Below are 16,534 nucleotides of genomic sequence, written 5' to 3'. Positions count from 1 at the left end.
TGGCACGGTGGCCGCCGTGCTGTCGCGCATGGGGTGGGCGCCAGCCTTGCACTTGCAGAGCTGGCGCCGGCGGTCTTAGTGCGGCATCTGCGCGGCCTGACTGACGAGCGGCTCGTCGGTCTTTGCCGGCGGCGTCACCGGTTCGTCGGCGACCATCTTGCCGTGCTCCATCGAGATCTTGCGATTGCACACGCGCGCGACGAGCTTCGGGTCGTGCGAGGCCACCACCAGCAGCGCCGCCTTGCCGACGAGGCTCTCGAGACGCTCGGCCGCCTTCACGCTGAACTCGGCGTCGCCGACGCTCAGCCACTCGTCCATGATCAGGATGTCGGCTTCGACGCTCGTCGAGATCGCGAACGCGAGGCGCAGCATCATCCCGCTCGAGTAGGTCCGCACCGGCAGATTCAGGTAGTCGCCGAGTTCGCTGAAGTCGGCGATCTCGTCGATCTTGCTGCGGATGCGCGCGGGCTTGAGCCCGTCGAGAATGCCGCGCAGATAGATGTTTTCGAAGCCGGTCGCGTCGGGGTCGAGGCCCATCGACACGTCGAGCAGCGAGGCGATCTTGCCCTGCACTTTCAGCTCGCCGCGCACCGGCGCATAGACGCCCGACAGCGTGCGCAGCAGCGTCGTCTTGCCCGAGCCGTTGTGGCCGATCAGGCCGACGCGCTCGCCTTCGCCGAAGGTGAAGCTGAGGTCGTCGATCGCGCGGACGATCGCATGGCGACCCGCGTCCTGGCCGATCCGGCCGCCCGTCGTCAGATTGAGCACCGCCTTTTTCAGCGAGCGGTGCGAGTTCTCGTAAATCGGAAATTCGACGGAGATGTTACGAGCGACAATCGATGAGGAACTCACAATATCAAAGCCAGTAAGGAACGCGATTACGGAAACGCTTCATCAGCAACTGCGCGAACGCAAAGCCGACGATCAGCAGGCCAATCGACCACGCCCACGACTCCCAGTGGGTCGGGCGGCCGGTGAGCGGCGCGCGCACCGTTTCGATCAGGTGATAGAGCGGGTTGTATTCGGCGACCCACGCGCGGTCCTTCAGGATTTCCGGCGACCACATGACCGGCGTGAAAAAGAACACGACCTGGATCAGGTTGGTGACGATCGGCGGAATGTCGCGAAAGCGCGCGCACAGCACGCCGAGCGTGACGCCGAGCCACACGCCGTGCAGCAGCAGGATCACGAGTGCCAGCGGCACCAGCACGAATTCCCAGCCCGGCCAATGACCGAAAACCAGCAGCAGCACGACGACGACCGGCAGGCTATGCAGCAGGATCACGAAGTTGCGCCACGCGATCCGGCAGACGTGAACCGTGAGCGGCAGCCTGATCTGCTTGATCAGATACGCGGCGCCGATGAACGCGAGACAGCCCTCGTTGGCGACCGCCGCCAGATACGCCCACACGACGAGACCCACCGCCAGATACGGCAGATAGTCGGCGATTTCCTGATGCAGCAGCGTGGAATACAGCGCGCCGAGCACCACCACCATGATGATCGTGCTCAGCGTGAACCAGAACGGTCCGAGCACCGAGCGGCGATAGCGCTGCCGGATGTCATGCCAGCCGAGCGTGCCCCAGACTCGCACCGCCTTCATGCCGACCAGCAGGTCGTCTTGCTCGGTGTGACGCGTGAGGTCTTCAGAGTTGTTGGTAAAACTGATATCCATCTCAAGTACGTCCGTAAATGTCTTCGAAGCGAACGATATCGTCTTCGCCCAGATATTCGCCGCTTTGCACTTCGATCATCACGAGCTCGACGACGCCCGGATTTTCGAGGCGATGTTTGTGACCCGCCGGAATATAGGTCGACTCGTTGGTGGACACGAAGAACTCCTTCTCGCCGTTGACCACCTTGGCCATGCCGCTCACCACGACCCAATGCTCGTTGCGGTGATGATGCATCTGCAGGCTCAGGCTCGCGCCCGGCTTCACCTCGATGCGCTTGATCTTGAAGCGCGGACCTTCTTCGAGCACCGAGTACGCGCCCCACGGCCGATGCACGGTGCGATGCACCTTGTACGCTTCATGACCGCGCGCCTTCAGCTCCGCGAAAATCTGCTTCACGTCCTGCGCGCGGTCCTTGTTCGCGACGAGCAGCGCGTCGGGCGTATCGATCACGATCAGATTGTCGATGCCGACCGCGCCGATCAGGCGACCGCCGCTGCGCAGATACGAATTCTTCACGTCGACGAGCAGCGCTTCGCCCTCGACGCGATTGCCGCTCGCGTCGGCCGGCGACAGATCGGACAGCGCGGTCCACGAACCGACGTCGGTCCAGCCGAGATCACAGCACACGACCGCCGCGTGCTCGCATTTCTCCATCACCGCGTAATCGAACGACAGATCCGGCACCGCGCCGAAACAACCCGGCTCCAGACGCACCTGCGCGCCGCTCCTGCCCTCGGCCGACGGCGACTTGTCCATGCAGTCGGCCGCGGCATCGAGAATCTCCGGGCAGTGCTCGCGCATTTCCTTCAGGATCGTGCCCGCGGTGAAGCAGAACATGCCCGAGTTCCACACGAACTTGCCCGATGCCAGATACTCGCGGGCTTTATCCAGCGACGGCTTCTCGACGAAACGCACGACGTTCTCGCCGTCCGCCTCGATATAGCCATAGCCGGTTTCCGGCGTGTCGGGACGCATGCCGAAGGTCACGACCTTGCCGGCCTGCGCCAGCGTCCGCGCGCGCGCAACCGCCGCCGCGAATGCGTTCTGGTCGGCGATCAGATGATCAGCGGCGAGCACCAGCATCACCGTGTCCTCGCCGTGCGCCTTCGCCGTATGCAGTGCCGCGGTGGCGACCGCCGCGGCCGTATTGCGGCCGAACGGTTCGAGAATGAACGAGGTCGCGATGCCGCGTGCGTTCACCTCGCGGAAATCGTCCTCGGTTTTGAAGAACAGCTCGCGGTTGGTTACCGTCAGCACTTCTTTCACATCGGGCAGCGCGACCGCGCGCAGGAAGGCTTTCTGCAGCAGGCTCTCGCCGTCCGCGAGACGGATGAACGGCTTCGGGTGCGATTCGCGCGACACCGGCCAGAGCCGCGATCCCGCTCCGCCGCACAGAATAATCGGTAACAAACTCACAGCTCCCCTCTCAGTACCGTATTTATTACGCGGTCGTATTGATTTGCGTATGGACTTGCATGGACTTGCGCATTCGCGTCGAGCACCTGACCGGCCCGCAAAGCCGGTGGGTGGTACGGGAATGCGGTTGCCTGCACGCGTCGAGTAGTGATACGCCGCGCTGCCCGACGGGCGCTGCAGTGCGCCTTCTCGTCGAGCGATATTCTACCGCTGTGCCCTTTCACCATTGTCAGGCACCGTTAGCGTGACGCGACACTGCGGCGAGTATCGGTAACACATCGGGTAACACAGCGTGTAACGCAACGGCGCGTGCGGCAACGACAACGCCAGACAGTCCGTTCGATGCGGTGCGGGCAACCCGCGCGAGCGCCTGCCGCCGGCTGCGTCGAAAACCTGCCTCAGCCGCGCGCCGCCGGCGACTTCGGAAAGCCGTCAGTCAGACACAGCCGCAGTGCGTCGCGCCAATGCGGCGCGGCCAGCCCGAACACGCGCGCCAGCTTGTCGTTAGACATTCTGGAATTGGCTGGGCGCTTCGCCGGCGTCGGATAATCCGCCGCCGGAATCGGCAGCGTATTCGGCTTGTTCGGCAGATCGGCGAGTTCGAAGATCGCCGACGCGAAGCCATGCCACGAAGTCGCATCGCCCGCGCACAGGTGATAGATGCCCGAGCGCTCGCTCCACCACTTCGCGCCGTCTTCGGCGGCGAACGACTGAGCGCACAGATGCGCGGTCAGCGTCGCGATCGTGTTGCACCAGGTGGGCGCGCCGAACTGGTCGGCGACGACCTTCAGCTCCGGACGATCGGCGCCGAGGCGCAGCATCGTCAGCAGAAAGTTCTTGCCGCGCGTGCCGTACACCCAGCTCGTGCGCAGCACCAGATGATTGACGCCGCTCGCCGCGATCGCCTGTTCGCCGGCGAGCTTGCTCGCGCCGTAGACGTTCTGCGGATCGGTCGGATCGTCTTCGACGTACGCGCCTTCCTTGGTGCCGTTGAACACGTAGTCGGTCGAATAGTGGATCAGCGCGGCACCGAGCTTCTTCGCCTCTTCGGCGAGCACGCCGGGCGCTTCGCCGTTGATGCGCATCGCCAGATCGCGCTCTTCTTCGGCCTTGTCCACCGCGGTGTACGCGGCCGGATTGACGATCAGCGTGGGACGCACGTCGCGCACCACCGCGCGAATCTGATCGAGGTTCGACAGATCGAGCCGGGAACGGTCGACCGCAACCACGTTGCCGAGCCCTTGCAGCGTGCGCGCGAGTTCGTAGCCGACCTGGCCGTTCACACCGGTGACGAGAATCGTCGGCGTGGCATTCTGTGCGCTCATGCGATCCCCTCGTGCTTATGCGTAGACTTCGGCTTCAGCCAGCCGCTTGCCCGCCGCATCCTTCGCCGCGAGCAACGGCTCGAAGTCGAACGGCCATTCGATGCCGATCGCCGGATCGTTCCAGACGATGCTGCGCTCGTGCTCGGGGAACCAGTAATCGGTGGTCTTGTAGAGGAACTGCGCGGACTCCGACAGCACCACGAAGCCGTGCGCGAAACCCGGCGGCACCCACAATTGCCGATGGTTCTCGACCGACAGCGTCACGCCGACCCACTTGCCGAAGTTCGGCGAACTCTTGCGGATGTCGACCGCGACGTCGAACACTTCGCCCTCGACCACGCGCACGAGCTTGCCCTGCGCATGCTGGATCTGATAGTGCAGCCCGCGCAGCACGCCCTTCGCCGAACGCGAGTGGTTGTCCTGCACGAACTCGACGCCCGCCTCGACCTTCTCGGCGAATTCGGTTGCGTTGAAGCTTTCGAAGAAGAAGCCACGTGCATCGCCGAACACCTTCGGCTCGATGATCTTGACTTCGGGCAGCGCGGTTGCGGTTACCTGGATGGCCATGCGACGTGATCCGTAAGAATGTTTTGCAGGTATTGCCCGTAGGCATTCTTCGCGAGCGGCTTGGCGAGTGCGAGCAACTGCTCGCCATCGATCCACTGACGGCGGTACGCGATCTCTTCCGGACACGCGACCACGAGACCCTGACGCTTCTGCAGCGTCGCGATGAAGGTCGCCGCCTCGATCAGCGAATCGTGCGTGCCGGTGTCGAGCCATGCATAGCCGCGGCCCATGATCTCGACGTTCAGCGCCGCGTTCGCGAGGTAGCGCGAGTTCACGTCGGTGATTTCGAGTTCGCCGCGCGGCGACGGCTTGATGTCGGCGGCGATGTCGCAGACCTGCTTGTCGTAGAAGTACAGTCCCGTGACCGCGTAGTTCGAACGCGGCTTGAGCGGCTTTTCCTCGATCGACAACGCACGGAACTGCTTGTCGAATTCGACCACGCCGTAGCGCTCCGGATCCTGCACGTGATACGCGAACACGGTCGCGCCATCGGGCTGTTCGTCGGCGCGCTCGAGCTGCTTCGCGAGGTCGTGGCCGTAGAAGATGTTGTCGCCGAGAATCAGCGCGGACGGATCGTTGTTCACGAACTCGCGACCGATGATGAACGCCTGCGCGAGCCCATCCGGCGACGGCTGCACCGCGTACTGGATGTTCATGCCCCACTGGCTGCCGTCGCCGAGCATCGCCTCGAAGCGCGGCGTGTCCTGCGGCGTGGAGATGATCAGCACGTCGCGGATGCCCGCCACCATCAGCGTGGACAGCGGGTAGTAGATCATCGGCTTGTCGTACACCGGCAGCAGCTGCTTGGAGACGACATGCGTGATCGGATACAGGCGGGTGCCCGAACCGCCCGCGAGAATAATGCCTTTGCGCGCCATTGCCGTGCCTTTACGCGCGTTGCGCGTAGTTGGTCTCGACCCACTTCCGGTACTCGCCCGAAGCGACTTCGTCAGACCATGCCTGGTTGTTCAGATACCACTGGACCGTCTTCGCGAGACCGGTCTCGAAGGTTTCCGCCGGCTTCCAGCCGAGTTCGCGCTCGAGCTTGCGGGCGTCGATCGCGTAACGGCGATCGTGACCCGGACGGTCCGTCACGTAGGTGATCTGGTCGCGATACGAGCCCGTCGCCTTCGGACGCTGCTGGTCGAGCAGATCGCACAGCGTGTGCACGACCTCGAGATTCTTCTTCTCGTTCCAGCCGCCGACGTTGTAGGTTTCGCCCGGCTTGCCGCGCGCGAGCACTTCGCGGATCGCGCTGCAGTGATCGCCGACGTACAGCCAGTCGCGCACGTTCTGCCCGTCGCCATACACCGGCAGCGGCTTGCCCGCGAGCGCGTTGGCGATCATCAGCGGAATCAGCTTTTCGGGGAACTGGTACGGGCCGTAGTTGTTCGAGCAATTCGTGGTCAGCACCGGCAGCCCGTACGTGTGATGGTACGCGCGCACGAGGTGGTCGGAGCCGGCCTTGGTCGCCGAGTACGGGCTATTCGGCGCGTACGGCGTAGTCTCGGAGAATTGCGGATCGGTGGCGGACAGCGAGCCGAACACTTCGTCGGTCGACACGTGCAGGAAGCGGAACGCGGCACGCTCGGCTTCGCCCAGCGTATTCCAGTAGTTGCGGGTCGCTTCGAGTAGCGTGAACGTGCCGACCACGTTGGTTTGCACGAAATCGGCCGGGCCGTGAATCGAGCGGTCCACGTGGCTTTCGGCCGCGAAATGCAGCACCGCGCGCGGCTTGTGTTCGGCGAGCAGCGCGTCGAGCGCGGCGCGGTCGCAGATGTCGACGCGCGCGAAGATATGGTTGGGATTACCCTGTAGCGACTTCAGCGTGCCCAGATTGCCTGCGTAGGTCAGCTTGTCTACGTTAAGCACCGCTTCGTCCGACGCATTCAGCCAGTCGAGCACGAAGTTGGCACCGATAAAGCCGGCACCGCCCGTTACCAGGATCATGAAATTCCCTTCTAGATGTTAGTGACAGGCGGCAGCGAGCTTGCCGACCCGTACACCCCGCGTGGTGGTGGTGTCCGTTGCCGCTGGCGCCCGTCGCGCCGTCTCACAACCAACGGACACTCAGACGCCAATTTTTATGAAGCCTCGATTATAAAGCCGCCCCGGGCAAAAACTAGAACCCTAACAACTTGAAACAGCTTGACAGAATTGGTTGCCGTTGAGCCTGAAAACCGGCTTTTTAGGTGCGTTTACGCGCATTTTGATGCACATATGAGCGTGCGCCGTGCAGCACACCGTGATCCCGGGAAGGCAACGTAAACGCGGGAGAAGCACGCTGAAGGCATCGTGAAAGGCTGTAAATGCAGCACGTGCCGGCGCCGCTGAGACACTGGGCGAAGCGGCGCCCGTATGCGCCATTCAGGCAGTGAGCATCCAGCGCAGCGTGTCGATGAACGGAATCGACTCGACCGATGGCACGAGCGTGCGCAATTTCGCCGGCGAACCGGCCAGCATCCTGACGTCCGTTTGCCGGACAAAGGCGGGATTGACCTGGATTTCGAGTTCATGCCCGGTCAGCTCGCTCGCGGCGCCGAGAATCTCGCGCAACGAGTACGGCGTGCCCGTGCAGACGTTGACGATTTCGCCGGCGACGTCCGCCGCGAGCAACGCTTCATATGCGCTCGCGACATAACGCACGTCCGAGAAGTCGCGCGCGATGTCGATGTTACCGAGTTCGATCGACGGCGCACGGCGCGCGAAGTGGCTGACGATCTTCGGCACGAGGAAATTCACCGCCTGGCCGCGGCCGGTGTAGTTGAACGGCCGCACGATCAGGATCGGCAGACGGTCGAACCATGTGCGCAGCATCGCTTCCATCGCCGCCTTGCTGGCCGCGTAGTGATTGACCGGTGTGAGCGGGAAGGTCTCGTCGATCGCCGCGCTGCTGACGTTGCCGTACACGTTCGCACTGCTCGCGATCAGCAGCTTGCGCGGCACGTGGCCGATCGCGGCGCAGGCTTCGACCAGGTTCAGCGTGCCGATCACGTTGACGCGATAGAAGTCGAGCGGATCGTCGTGACCGACGAAGCTGATCGCGGCCAGATGCACGATGTAGTCGGGCCGCACGCTATCGAGCACGCGCCGGCATTGTTCCGGCGACGTGATGTCGAGCTTCACGCGCGTCGGCGTGTCGGGCTCGTCGCGGCCGGACACCGCCTCGATCACGGTATGACCGCGCGCTGACAATTGCTCGACCAGATAGCGGCCGGTAAAACCGCTCGCGCCGGTGACGAGCGTGCGAAAAGGTTGCTTCGTACCGGAAGACGGCATGCTGGCTTCGTTCACGAGAGTCATCCTGTTTGTTGTAGCGCAATAACGCGCGCGATTCACGCGGGCTCGCCGGCAAGTGGCCTCCCGCCATGCAATGGCACGATATCCGAACCGCAAACGGGCTATTATGTCACGCTAGCTTGTTGCACCGCCCACCGCGGCACGTCTCGTGCGTCACCGCGTGTATCGAATTGCTTCCACTTCGTTTGATGACTCCGTCCACCGCCTCCAGCACGTCCGCTTCCCCGGTCCCTCTTGCGTTCGGCGATCTGCAAGGCTGCCGCAAGCCGTTCGAACAACTGCTCGCGAAGGCCGCACCGCCTGCCGGTACGCCGCTGTGGTTCGCCGGCGACCTGATCAACCGCGGCCCCGAATCGCTCGCGACACTGCGTGACGTGATCGCACTCGGCAAGCGCGCGGTGCCAGTGCTCGGCAATCACGATCTGCATCTGCTGTCGGTGTCGGCGGGGATCCGCAAGTCGAAGAAAGGCGACACGATCGACGAGATCCTCGCCGCGCCCGATGCAGCCGACCTGATCGAATGGGTGCGCCACCGCCCGCTCGCGCATTTCGACGACGGCATGCTGATGGTCCACGCAGGCGTGCTGCCGCAATGGGACCTCACGCTCACGCTCGAACTCGCCGACGAATTGCAGCGCGCGCTGCGCGCGCCGAACTGGAAAGAGACGCTGGCGGGCCTGTACGGCAACGAGCCGAATCGCTGGAAGAACAACCTGAAGGGTATCGACCGCCTGCGCGTCACCTGCAGCGCGCTCACGCGCATGCGCTTTTGCGACACCGACGGCACGATGGATTTCAGCAGCAGCGGCACGCTCGCTTCCGCGCCGGCCGGCTGCATGCCGTGGTTCGATGTGCCGTCGCGCAAGACCGCCGACCTCACCGTCGTGTTCGGCCATTGGGCCGCGCTCGGCCTGCTGTTGCGCGACAACCTGGTCGGGCTCGATTCGGGCTGCGTGTGGGGGCAGAAACTGTCGGCGGTACGGCTGACGAAGAATCCGGCGGAACGCACGCTGACGCAGGTCGATTGCGATGCGTGCGGCGTGCCGCGCGGCGGGAATTAAAACGAAGAAGAATTCGTGGCGCACCCGGCGCCGTGGCTTCCGCCAAAGCGCAATTTCACGCTCAGGCCGAGCGCCCCGAATGATCGGCAGGCTCGATCAAGGATTCCGGCTCAACTACAGCGGCGGCAGCGGCGGGAGCAATCGTCCCGGCAACGGCCTGCGCTTCACTCTCCCGCGCGAGCGTACCGGTAACGGCCTGGCCGCGCTGCATGTCGAGCAACGCGTCCGCCACCACCTGCTGCGCCTGCGCCGCCAGTTCGCGCCGGTCCGCGCCCGGCGCGAGCGGCGCGCCGACGTACACATGCGCGGTCAGCGGAGCGCCGCGCAACAGCATGTCGAGCGAGTCGGATAGCGACAGATCGTCGATGTACGCGGGGGCCGTCGACTGCCGGCCCTGCGCGTCTTCATACATGATGCACACCGGCTGCACCGGCACGCCGGCCGACACCGCCGCCTGAAACATGTTCGCGTGAAACGGCAGCAAGCCGAGCCCGTCCGACGTCGTGCCCTCTGGAAACACGCACATCAGCTCGCCCGCGCTCAGCCGATCCGCGAGTTCGTGCATGATCCGCTTCGCGTCGCTGCGCTTCTCGCGCTGGATAAAGACCGTGTCCAACTGCTGCGCGAGCCAGCCGACCACCGGCCATTGACGGATCTCCGCCTTCGACACGAACGGCGTCGGCCGCCACGCATTGATCACGTAGATGTCGATCCACGAGATGTGATTGGCGACCACGAGCGCGCCGCGATCGAGCCGCACCGCGTCGTTATGCACGACGAGCCGCATCCCGCACAGCCGCAGCATCTTCAGCGACCATGCCCGATTGAGCGCGTGACGCCGCTCGGCGCTCGCGTTCGGAAAACGCGTCGCGACGGTCCACATGCCGTGCAGCAGATGCGCGATGAGACGGACCTTACGTAACGCGAGCTTCATGAGCGGAGCTTTCCTCGAATGAACCGAAACCGGAACGATGCGGCTCAGCGCGCTTCGTACGCGAGCTGGCCCGCCACGACGGTCGCCCGCACGCAAGCCGGCAGTTCGTAGCCGAGGAACGGCGTGTTGTGCCCCTGACTCTTCAGCGCGCGCGGCTCGACGCGCCAGTGCGCGTGGCGATCGAACACGCACACGTCGGCCACCGCGCCGACCGCGATGCTGCCCGCCGCTTCGAGACCGAGCACTTGCGCCGGCGCCGCCGTGATGCGATGAAGTGCGGTGGCGAGCGGCACGCCCGCTTCGTCGGCCCATTTCACCGTCAGCGACAGGAACAGTTCGAGGCCGGTTGCACCCGGCGTTGCCTCGGCGAACGGCAGCAGCTTTTCGTCGTCGTCGACCGGCGTGTGGGCCGAACAGATCGCGTCGATCGTGCCGTCCAGCAGACCCGCGCGGATCGCTTCGCGATCGCGCTGCTGGCGCAGCGGCGGATCGAGGCGGAACTGCGCGTCGAAGTAACCGATGTCGAGGTCGATCAGATGCACGTGGTTCACCGTGACGTCGCACGATACCGGCAAGCCTTCGGCCTTCGCCGCGCGCACGAGCTCGACGCCCGCCGCCGACGACACGTGCGAGATGTGCACACGCGCGCCCGTCACGCGCACCAGTTCGAAGATGGTGTGCAGCGCGATCGTTTCGGCCGCGACCGGCACGCCCGACAAACCGAGCCGCGACGCCAGCGCACCGCTCGCGGCAACCCCGCCCTTGCCGAGATACGCATCCACCGGACGCAGCCACGTGGTGAAACCGTAGGTCTTCGCGTACTGCAGCGCGCGCATCGTCACCTGGGTGTCGACGATCGGCGTATCGGCCTGCGAAAAGCCGACGCAGCCCGCTTCGGTCAGCCCGACCATCTCGGTGATGACCTGCCCTTTGAGACCGACCGTCAGCGCGCCGAGCGGATACACGTGCGCCTGATTCAGATTGCGCGCGCGGAACCGCAGCATCTCGACGAGGCCCGGTTCGTCGAGCGTCGGATCGGTGTCCGGCAGACAGACGAGGCTCGTCACGCCGCCCGCGACCGCCGCGGCCATTTCGGACTTGAGCGTCGCCTTGTGCTCGTAGCCCGGCTCGCGCAGCCGCGCGCACAGGTCGACGAGACCCGGTGCGACCGTGAGACCGTGCGCGTCGATCGTGCGCTCCGCCTGGAAACCGGCCGGCGCGTGGCCGATGGCGGCGATCTTGCCCGCGTCGATAAAAATGTCCTGCTGCTGTTCGGTGCCCGCTGCCGGATCGATCAGCGTGCCGCCTTGAATATGAATCTTCATGCGCTGCCTTTGTTAAACCTGTGGTTCAGCCGGTGGTCCGGCTGCGTGACCAGACCTTGCCTGATCGTTACCTAGTCGTTGTTGCCCGCGACGATCCCCATCACCGCCATGCGCACCGCGATGCCGAACGTCACCTGGTTCAGGATCACCGATTGCGGGCCGTCCGCGACCTGCGAGTCGATCTCGACGCCGCGGTTCATCGGACCGGGGTGCATCACGATCGCATCGGGCGCGGCGAGCGCGAGACGCTCGGGCGTCAGGCCCCAGCTCTTGAAGTACTCCTGCGACGACGGCAGCAACGCCCCGCTCATGCGCTCGTTCTGCAGACGCAGCATGATGATCACGTCGACGTCCTTCAGGCCTTCGTCGAGGTTGTGGAACACGCGCACGCCCATCTGTTCGAGGCCGCCCGGCAGCAGCGTGCGCGGACCGATCGCGCGCACTTCGGGCACGCCGAGCGTGGTCAGCGCATGAATGTCCGAGCGCGCGACACGCGAATGCAGAATGTCGCCGACGATCGCCACGCGCAGCTTCGTGAAGTCCTTCTTGTAGTGGCGGATCGTGTACATGTCGAGCAGACCCTGCGTCGGGTGCGCGTGACGGCCGTCGCCGGCATTGATCACGTGCACGTGCGGCGCGCAGTGCTGCGCGATCAGATACGGCGCGCCGCTCGACGCATGACGCACGACGAACAGATCCGCGTGCATCGCCGACAGGTTGTTGATCGTGTCGAGCAGCGATTCGCCCTTGCTCGTCGACGACGCGTTGATGTTCAGGTTCAGCACGTCGGCCGACAGACGTGTCGCCGCGATCTCGAAGGTGGTGCGGGTGCGCGTCGAGTTCTCGAAGAACAGGTTGAACACCGACTTGCCGCGCAGCAACGGCACCTTCTTCACTTCGCGATCGGTCACGCTGACGAACTGGTCGGCGGTATCGAGAATGTGATTGACGATGGATTTCGGCAGACCTTCGATCGACAGCAAATGTTTGAGCTCGCCGTTTTTCGTGAGCTGCGGGTTGCCCTTCAGGAAGCCATAGCGAAAGCGCTCGGATGCGCTAGCGGAGGAATCCTGCGGAGCCTGGGTGGCGGTGTTCATGATGTACCTGCTTCAAATACGGACTTCAACTTGATCGGTGTCGCGGCGCATGGCGTGTGTCGAGTCGCGCGGCGTTGTGTGATGGCTGGCGGCAGCGCGGCCTTGTGTGCGTCGCGCCACCTTGCGTGGGACCGCCTCGTTGCGACCCTGTTGCCCTCGGGCCGCACGCGCCGCGTACTGCGCGCACGAGTTTCAATCGACGCGCGCTTCAGTGTGAAAAGAAAACCGCGGGCCGGCTGCGCTGTCGCTATCGTCGCGGACCAGCACCAGCGTCGCGTTGGCCGGCACGTCCACCGTGCCGCCGACGAAGCGTGCCGCCACCGGCAACTCACGTCCGCCGCGATCGGCGAGCACCGCAAGTTCGACCGACGCCGGCCGGCCGTAGTCGTATAGCTCGTTCACCGCCGCGCGAATCGTGCGGCCGGTGTACAGCACGTCGTCGACCAGCACGATGCGGCTGCCGTCGACCGCGAACGGCAACGAGGTCGGGCTCGCCTGCGCGTGCAGCCCCTTCTTCGCGTAGTCGTCGCGATGCAGCGCGACGTTCACCACGCCGAAGCTCGGCAGCTTCAGATCGCGCGCGAGCCGTTCGGCGAGCCACGCGCCGCCGCTATGGATGCCGGCCAGCACGATTGCTTCGGCGCTACCCGGCGCGGCGGCGAGCCTGTCGCCATACGCCGCGCGAATCTGGTCGAGCAACGCGCGATACAGCGCTTCGGCGTCAATGGAACTCATGATCGTCGGAAAGTCCGTCTAGATATTGCTGGAGGATGATGCGCGCGGCCTCGGCGTCGAGCATGTCGGCGCGGCCGTTGCCGGCGCGGATTTCCGCTTCGGCTTCGACCGACGAGTAGCGTTCGTCGACCCACGTGACCGGCAGATTGAAACGGCCGTTCAACTGGTTGCCGAAGCGCTTCGCGAGCTGCGTGCGTTCGTGCGGCGTGCCATCGGGATGCATCGGCAAACCGACCACCAGCGCGTCGGGTTTCCATTCGGCGATCAGCTTGCCGAGCGCCTCGAACCGGTAGTCCTTGCTGCGGTTCTGCACGACGACGAGCGACCGCGCGCTGCGCGTGAGCGAATTGCCGACCGCCACGCCGATGCGTTTTTCGCCGTAGTCGAACGCAAGCAGCGTCGCCTCACGTCCGGCCGGCAGATTCATGCGCGGCCCCTCATGCGTGCCCGGCCTCGCCGGAGAGCATCGACAGCGACACGCCGAGCAGCGCGAGCGCCGCTTCGAGACGATCTTCGGCGGGCACGTCGAAAACGATCTTCGGATCGGCCTCGACCGTCAGCCAGCCGTTCTTCGAGATTTCGTCTTCGAGCTGACCCGCGCCCCAGCCGGCGTGGCCGAGCGTGAGCAGGAAACGTTCCGGGCCGGTACCGCTCGCGACGGCTTCGAGCACGTCTTTCGAGGTGGTCATTTCGAGCCCGCCCGGCACCGACATCGACGACGTATAGCCGCTGCCGCTTTTCGGGTCGTGCAGCACGAAACCGCGCTCGGTTTGCACCGGGCCGCCGAAATACACGGGAACATGGAGAAGCGGTTCGATCTCGAGCTTCAGATCGATGCGATTGAAGAGCGCCTGCAGGTCGATATCGGTCGGCCGGTTGATCACGAGGCCGAGCGCGCCGCGCTCACTGTGATCGCAAAGGTAGACCACCGTTCCTGAAAACGTCGGATCAGCCATGTTCGGCATGGCGATCAGGAACTGGTTGGTCAGATTGATGCGATCGGTACTCTTGGACATAGTTCGGATTTTAGCAAAGACGATGCGGGATGGCGGGCTGCTTCGAGCAGCATCGCGCGATGCGTTGCAATGCGCGTGCCGTGTGCCATCGACGCCGGATCAGGTTGCACTCTATCACGCGCACGGCTCGCGCCATGCCGCGATCAAGCGCCGAAACACCGCGCAGAACGATGCGTTCGCCGCGACTCGCCGGTTGCGCGATGGCGGGTGCGCGCGAAGCGTTTGGGAAGGCTTTTTGCCGCGTCACCTCGAATGGCGCGCAAAGGCCACGCGCGGCGAGCGCGCAGCCGGCTGGGGCTTCACACGCGGCTTCAGGTCCGACCGGCGATGCGGACCGACGTGCGAATTCATCTGCAAATTGGTGCGCAAACTGATGTACGAACTTATGCGCAAATTCAGGCGCCGCCCTGTTCGATCGCACGCGTGAGCGCCGACAGCGCCGTCTGCGTGAGACTGCCGCCGGCCGGCGCGACGCCCGCGGCGACCTGATGCAGCGTCGCGCGCAAGGCCTCGGCGGCCTGCTCGAGCGTATCGGCGGCCGGCGCGCCGACGATCACGTGCGCGCGCACCGCGGGCGTCGCGACACCCGCATGCGCGCGACGCCGCCACGCGAGCCCCAACGCATCGGCGAGCAGCGCAACGTGGCCGAGGCCGAGCGCACAGGCCGCCGAGCCGAGCCGGTAAGCGGCATCGCCCGCCTGCAGCGCCTCGCTCGGATCGGCCTTCTCCGGCTGGTCGGCCGCGCGGGCATGCGCGGTGAGCGCCTGGATCGACGCGTCGGCGGTCTGCAGAAAATCTTCGTAGGCGTTCGCGTTGACGGTCAGCACGCCGAGATCGCGCGTGAGCGACAGCGCCTGGGTCTGCTGCGCGCCCGCCTCCCACAGCATCTCCGACGCTTGCGTGCCGGCGACGTGCCAGTCGACGGTCAGGCCGTAATCGTGCAGCACCTCGACCTGATCGGCATCTTCAGCAGCCGCGCCGAACAGCGCGTAATCGCGCCACAGCAGCGCGAGCGTCGCGCGCACCAGCGAACGCGGTGCGCGCTCAATGCCGCGCGCATGATCGGCCAACGCCAGATTGCAGCGCGCATAGAAGCGCCGCGCGTCGGTATCGCGACTCGCGTGGCCGCGGGCGCGCAGCGCCTTCGCGCAGGCGCGCGCGAGACGCCAGAAGTCGTACGGATCGGGACCGGCAAGCTCGCTGAAGACCGCGTCGAGCTCGTCGAGCGCGGCATTGGTGACGGCGAGCGCCACCGCGCTACCGGTGTCGGCCTGCGAGCGCAGCACCGGCAGCAGCGCGCGCTCGTAGCGTGCCCGCAGATGCACGAGACGATCGGCCGGTTGCGCGTGCAGCGACGCCGGTGGCACCGGTCGCGCGCACAATGCCAGGTCCTCGAATGCGACGGCGGAACCCGGCGTATGGTCGGCCAGTTGCGCACATAACTGCCGGTAGTGATCGAACAGTGTCGGCGAGCAGCACAACTCGCGCAGATTGTGACGTTCGAGCGCCGCGCGGAAGTCGCGCAGCGCCGCGCCGAATACCGACCGCGCGCTCTCCGCCTCGGCCGGCTCACCGCCCGCGAGCGGCGAAAGCCGCACCAGCGCGTCGGCGAAACGCTGCGCGCTGAGCCAACCGGCCGTGCGTAGCGCGTGCGACGCGCGCAGCAACGCGGCGCCGCTCTCGTGCTGCTGCTCGAACGCGAGCGATGCCTCGGCGAGCGCCAGTTCCGCGGGGCGGACCGCGCCGCCGCGCGGGTTCGGCAGGGCATCGAAGGAAACGGGTGCTGCGGATCGAAGAGTCATGGGCGAGCGACACGAAGCTGACGGGCCGTCGCTTCGCGCCGCTTGCAGAGTGCTCGGCCAACGCGCGAGAAGCGGCGACAGGACAATGACAGACTACCGTTGCGACACGGCGCGCCCGACGATGTTCCGCGCTGGCAAGATGACACAGGATGCCGGGCACACCGGACGCTTCAAGCGATTGCAGCAATTGCGCGGCGCGCGGCGCCGCTCACCTTCGGGATCGAACTGCGGGTCAAACTTTGAAGCCGGACCTGGGGGAGCAGCACTTGCGGATCAGACT

General features: G+C 65.3%; 16 protein-coding genes. 1 reads left to right on the top strand and 15 read right to left on the bottom strand.

Features of this window, described 5'->3' with window-relative positions:
- Positions 1-75 precede the first annotated feature (75 nt).
- From HHL14_RS08295 to HHL14_RS08260, 8 genes are all read right to left on the bottom strand, one after another.
- Complete coding sequence (locus HHL14_RS08295; protein ID WP_169497103.1) at positions 76-852, bottom strand: ABC transporter ATP-binding protein; 777 nt, start codon at positions 850-852, stop codon at positions 76-78.
- A 4-nt stretch (positions 853-856) separates the two neighbouring features.
- The gene (locus HHL14_RS08290; RefSeq protein ID WP_169497102.1) at positions 857-1,675 is read right to left on the bottom strand and encodes an ABC transporter permease; all 819 of its coding nucleotides are present in this window, start codon (positions 1,673-1,675) and stop codon (positions 857-859) included.
- Between the two features lies 1 nt (position 1,676).
- Positions 1,677-3,092 (bottom strand): mannose-1-phosphate guanylyltransferase/mannose-6-phosphate isomerase, encoded by a 1,416-nt coding sequence (locus tag HHL14_RS08285; protein ID WP_169497101.1) that lies wholly within the window; start codon positions 3,090-3,092, stop codon positions 1,677-1,679.
- Between the two features lie 398 nt (positions 3,093-3,490).
- The gene (rfbD, locus tag HHL14_RS08280; RefSeq protein ID WP_169497100.1) at positions 3,491-4,417 is read right to left on the bottom strand and encodes a dTDP-4-dehydrorhamnose reductase; all 927 of its coding nucleotides are present in this window, start codon (positions 4,415-4,417) and stop codon (positions 3,491-3,493) included.
- A gap of 15 nt (positions 4,418-4,432) precedes the next feature.
- Entirely contained in the window at positions 4,433-4,984 is a 552-nt protein-coding gene (gene rfbC, locus HHL14_RS08275; protein WP_169497099.1) for a dTDP-4-dehydrorhamnose 3,5-epimerase, read from the bottom strand.
- On the bottom strand, positions 4,969-5,862 hold the full coding sequence (gene rfbA / locus HHL14_RS08270; protein WP_169497098.1) for a glucose-1-phosphate thymidylyltransferase RfbA: 894 nt from the start codon (positions 5,860-5,862) through the stop codon (positions 4,969-4,971). Before rfbA ends, rfbC begins: the two co-directional genes overlap by 16 nt.
- 10 nt (positions 5,863-5,872) lie before the next feature.
- A complete protein-coding gene (rfbB, locus tag HHL14_RS08265; protein WP_169497097.1) occupies positions 5,873-6,934 on the bottom strand; it encodes a dTDP-glucose 4,6-dehydratase in 1,062 nt (353 codons plus the stop codon).
- 417 nt (positions 6,935-7,351) lie between these two features.
- Positions 7,352-8,263, bottom strand: a complete 912-nt coding sequence (locus tag HHL14_RS08260) for a GDP-mannose 4,6-dehydratase (protein ID WP_169497270.1) — start codon at positions 8,261-8,263, stop codon at positions 7,352-7,354.
- Positions 8,264-8,472: 209 nt separating this feature from the next.
- Here HHL14_RS08260 and HHL14_RS08255 point away from each other — a divergent pair, with 209 nt between their 5' ends.
- Positions 8,473-9,345, top strand: a complete 873-nt coding sequence (locus HHL14_RS08255; protein ID WP_169497096.1) for a symmetrical bis(5'-nucleosyl)-tetraphosphatase — start codon at positions 8,473-8,475, stop codon at positions 9,343-9,345.
- A gap of 61 nt (positions 9,346-9,406) precedes the next feature.
- On the opposite strand, the gene HHL14_RS08250 is transcribed toward HHL14_RS08255, so the two are convergent.
- The 7 genes from HHL14_RS08250 to HHL14_RS08220 all read right to left on the bottom strand — a co-directional run bounded on the left by HHL14_RS08250 (position 9,407) and on the right by HHL14_RS08220 (position 16,254).
- Positions 9,407-10,279, bottom strand: a complete 873-nt coding sequence (locus HHL14_RS08250; RefSeq protein WP_169497095.1) for a lysophospholipid acyltransferase family protein — start codon at positions 10,277-10,279, stop codon at positions 9,407-9,409.
- Between the two features lie 44 nt (positions 10,280-10,323).
- A complete protein-coding gene (locus HHL14_RS08245) occupies positions 10,324-11,604 on the bottom strand; it encodes a dihydroorotase (RefSeq protein WP_169497094.1) in 1,281 nt (426 codons plus the stop codon).
- A 71-nt stretch (positions 11,605-11,675) separates the two neighbouring features.
- Positions 11,676-12,701 (bottom strand): aspartate carbamoyltransferase catalytic subunit, encoded by a 1,026-nt coding sequence (locus HHL14_RS08240; RefSeq protein WP_169497093.1) that lies wholly within the window; start codon positions 12,699-12,701, stop codon positions 11,676-11,678.
- Between the two features lie 192 nt (positions 12,702-12,893).
- Complete coding sequence (pyrR, locus tag HHL14_RS08235; protein ID WP_169497092.1) at positions 12,894-13,436, bottom strand: bifunctional pyr operon transcriptional regulator/uracil phosphoribosyltransferase PyrR; 543 nt, start codon at positions 13,434-13,436, stop codon at positions 12,894-12,896.
- Positions 13,423-13,863: a Holliday junction resolvase RuvX gene (gene ruvX, locus HHL14_RS08230; protein ID WP_169497091.1), complete on the bottom strand. Its 441-nt coding sequence runs from the start codon at positions 13,861-13,863 to the stop codon at positions 13,423-13,425. The genes pyrR and ruvX overlap by 14 nt, the downstream gene beginning before the upstream one ends.
- A gap of 10 nt (positions 13,864-13,873) precedes the next feature.
- Positions 13,874-14,452 (bottom strand): YqgE/AlgH family protein, encoded by a 579-nt coding sequence (locus tag HHL14_RS08225; protein WP_075295732.1) that lies wholly within the window; start codon positions 14,450-14,452, stop codon positions 13,874-13,876.
- A gap of 395 nt (positions 14,453-14,847) precedes the next feature.
- Positions 14,848-16,254, bottom strand: a complete 1,407-nt coding sequence (locus tag HHL14_RS08220) for a hypothetical protein (RefSeq protein WP_169497090.1) — start codon at positions 16,252-16,254, stop codon at positions 14,848-14,850.
- Positions 16,255-16,534 lie beyond the last annotated feature (280 nt).

Source organism: Paraburkholderia antibiotica, from assembly GCF_012927125.1.
Taxonomy (GTDB): Bacteria; Pseudomonadota; Gammaproteobacteria; order Burkholderiales; family Burkholderiaceae; genus Paraburkholderia; species Paraburkholderia antibiotica.
Note: the sequence above shows the minus strand (reverse complement) of the source record. Positions and strands in the feature narration are given on the sequence as shown.

Coding starts and splice junctions, on each gene's coding strand:
- rfbB (WP_169497097.1), bottom strand. CDS start 6,934: ATGATCCTGGTAACGGGCGGTGCCGGCTTTATCGGTGCCAACTTCGTG.
- ruvX (WP_169497091.1), bottom strand. CDS start 13,863: ATGAATCTGCCGGCCGGACGTGAGGCGACGCTGCTTGCGTTCGACTAC.
- HHL14_RS08220 (WP_169497090.1), bottom strand. CDS start 16,254: ATGACTCTTCGATCCGCAGCACCCGTTTCCTTCGATGCCCTGCCGAAC.
- rfbA (WP_169497098.1), bottom strand. CDS start 5,862: ATGGCGCGCAAAGGCATTATTCTCGCGGGCGGTTCGGGCACCCGCCTG.
- HHL14_RS08260 (WP_169497270.1), bottom strand. CDS start 8,263: ATGCCGTCTTCCGGTACGAAGCAACCTTTTCGCACGCTCGTCACCGGC.
- rfbD (WP_169497100.1), bottom strand. CDS start 4,417: ATGAGCGCACAGAATGCCACGCCGACGATTCTCGTCACCGGTGTGAAC.
- pyrR (WP_169497092.1), bottom strand. CDS start 13,436: ATGAGTTCCATTGACGCCGAAGCGCTGTATCGCGCGTTGCTCGACCAG.
- HHL14_RS08240 (WP_169497093.1), bottom strand. CDS start 12,701: ATGAACACCGCCACCCAGGCTCCGCAGGATTCCTCCGCTAGCGCATCC.
- HHL14_RS08250 (WP_169497095.1), bottom strand. CDS start 10,279: ATGAAGCTCGCGTTACGTAAGGTCCGTCTCATCGCGCATCTGCTGCAC.
- HHL14_RS08290 (WP_169497102.1), bottom strand. CDS start 1,675: ATGGATATCAGTTTTACCAACAACTCTGAAGACCTCACGCGTCACACC.
- HHL14_RS08225 (WP_075295732.1), bottom strand. CDS start 14,452: ATGTCCAAGAGTACCGATCGCATCAATCTGACCAACCAGTTCCTGATC.
- HHL14_RS08245 (WP_169497094.1), bottom strand. CDS start 11,604: ATGAAGATTCATATTCAAGGCGGCACGCTGATCGATCCGGCAGCGGGC.
- rfbC (WP_169497099.1), bottom strand. CDS start 4,984: ATGGCCATCCAGGTAACCGCAACCGCGCTGCCCGAAGTCAAGATCATC.
- HHL14_RS08255 (WP_169497096.1), top strand. CDS start 8,473: ATGACTCCGTCCACCGCCTCCAGCACGTCCGCTTCCCCGGTCCCTCTT.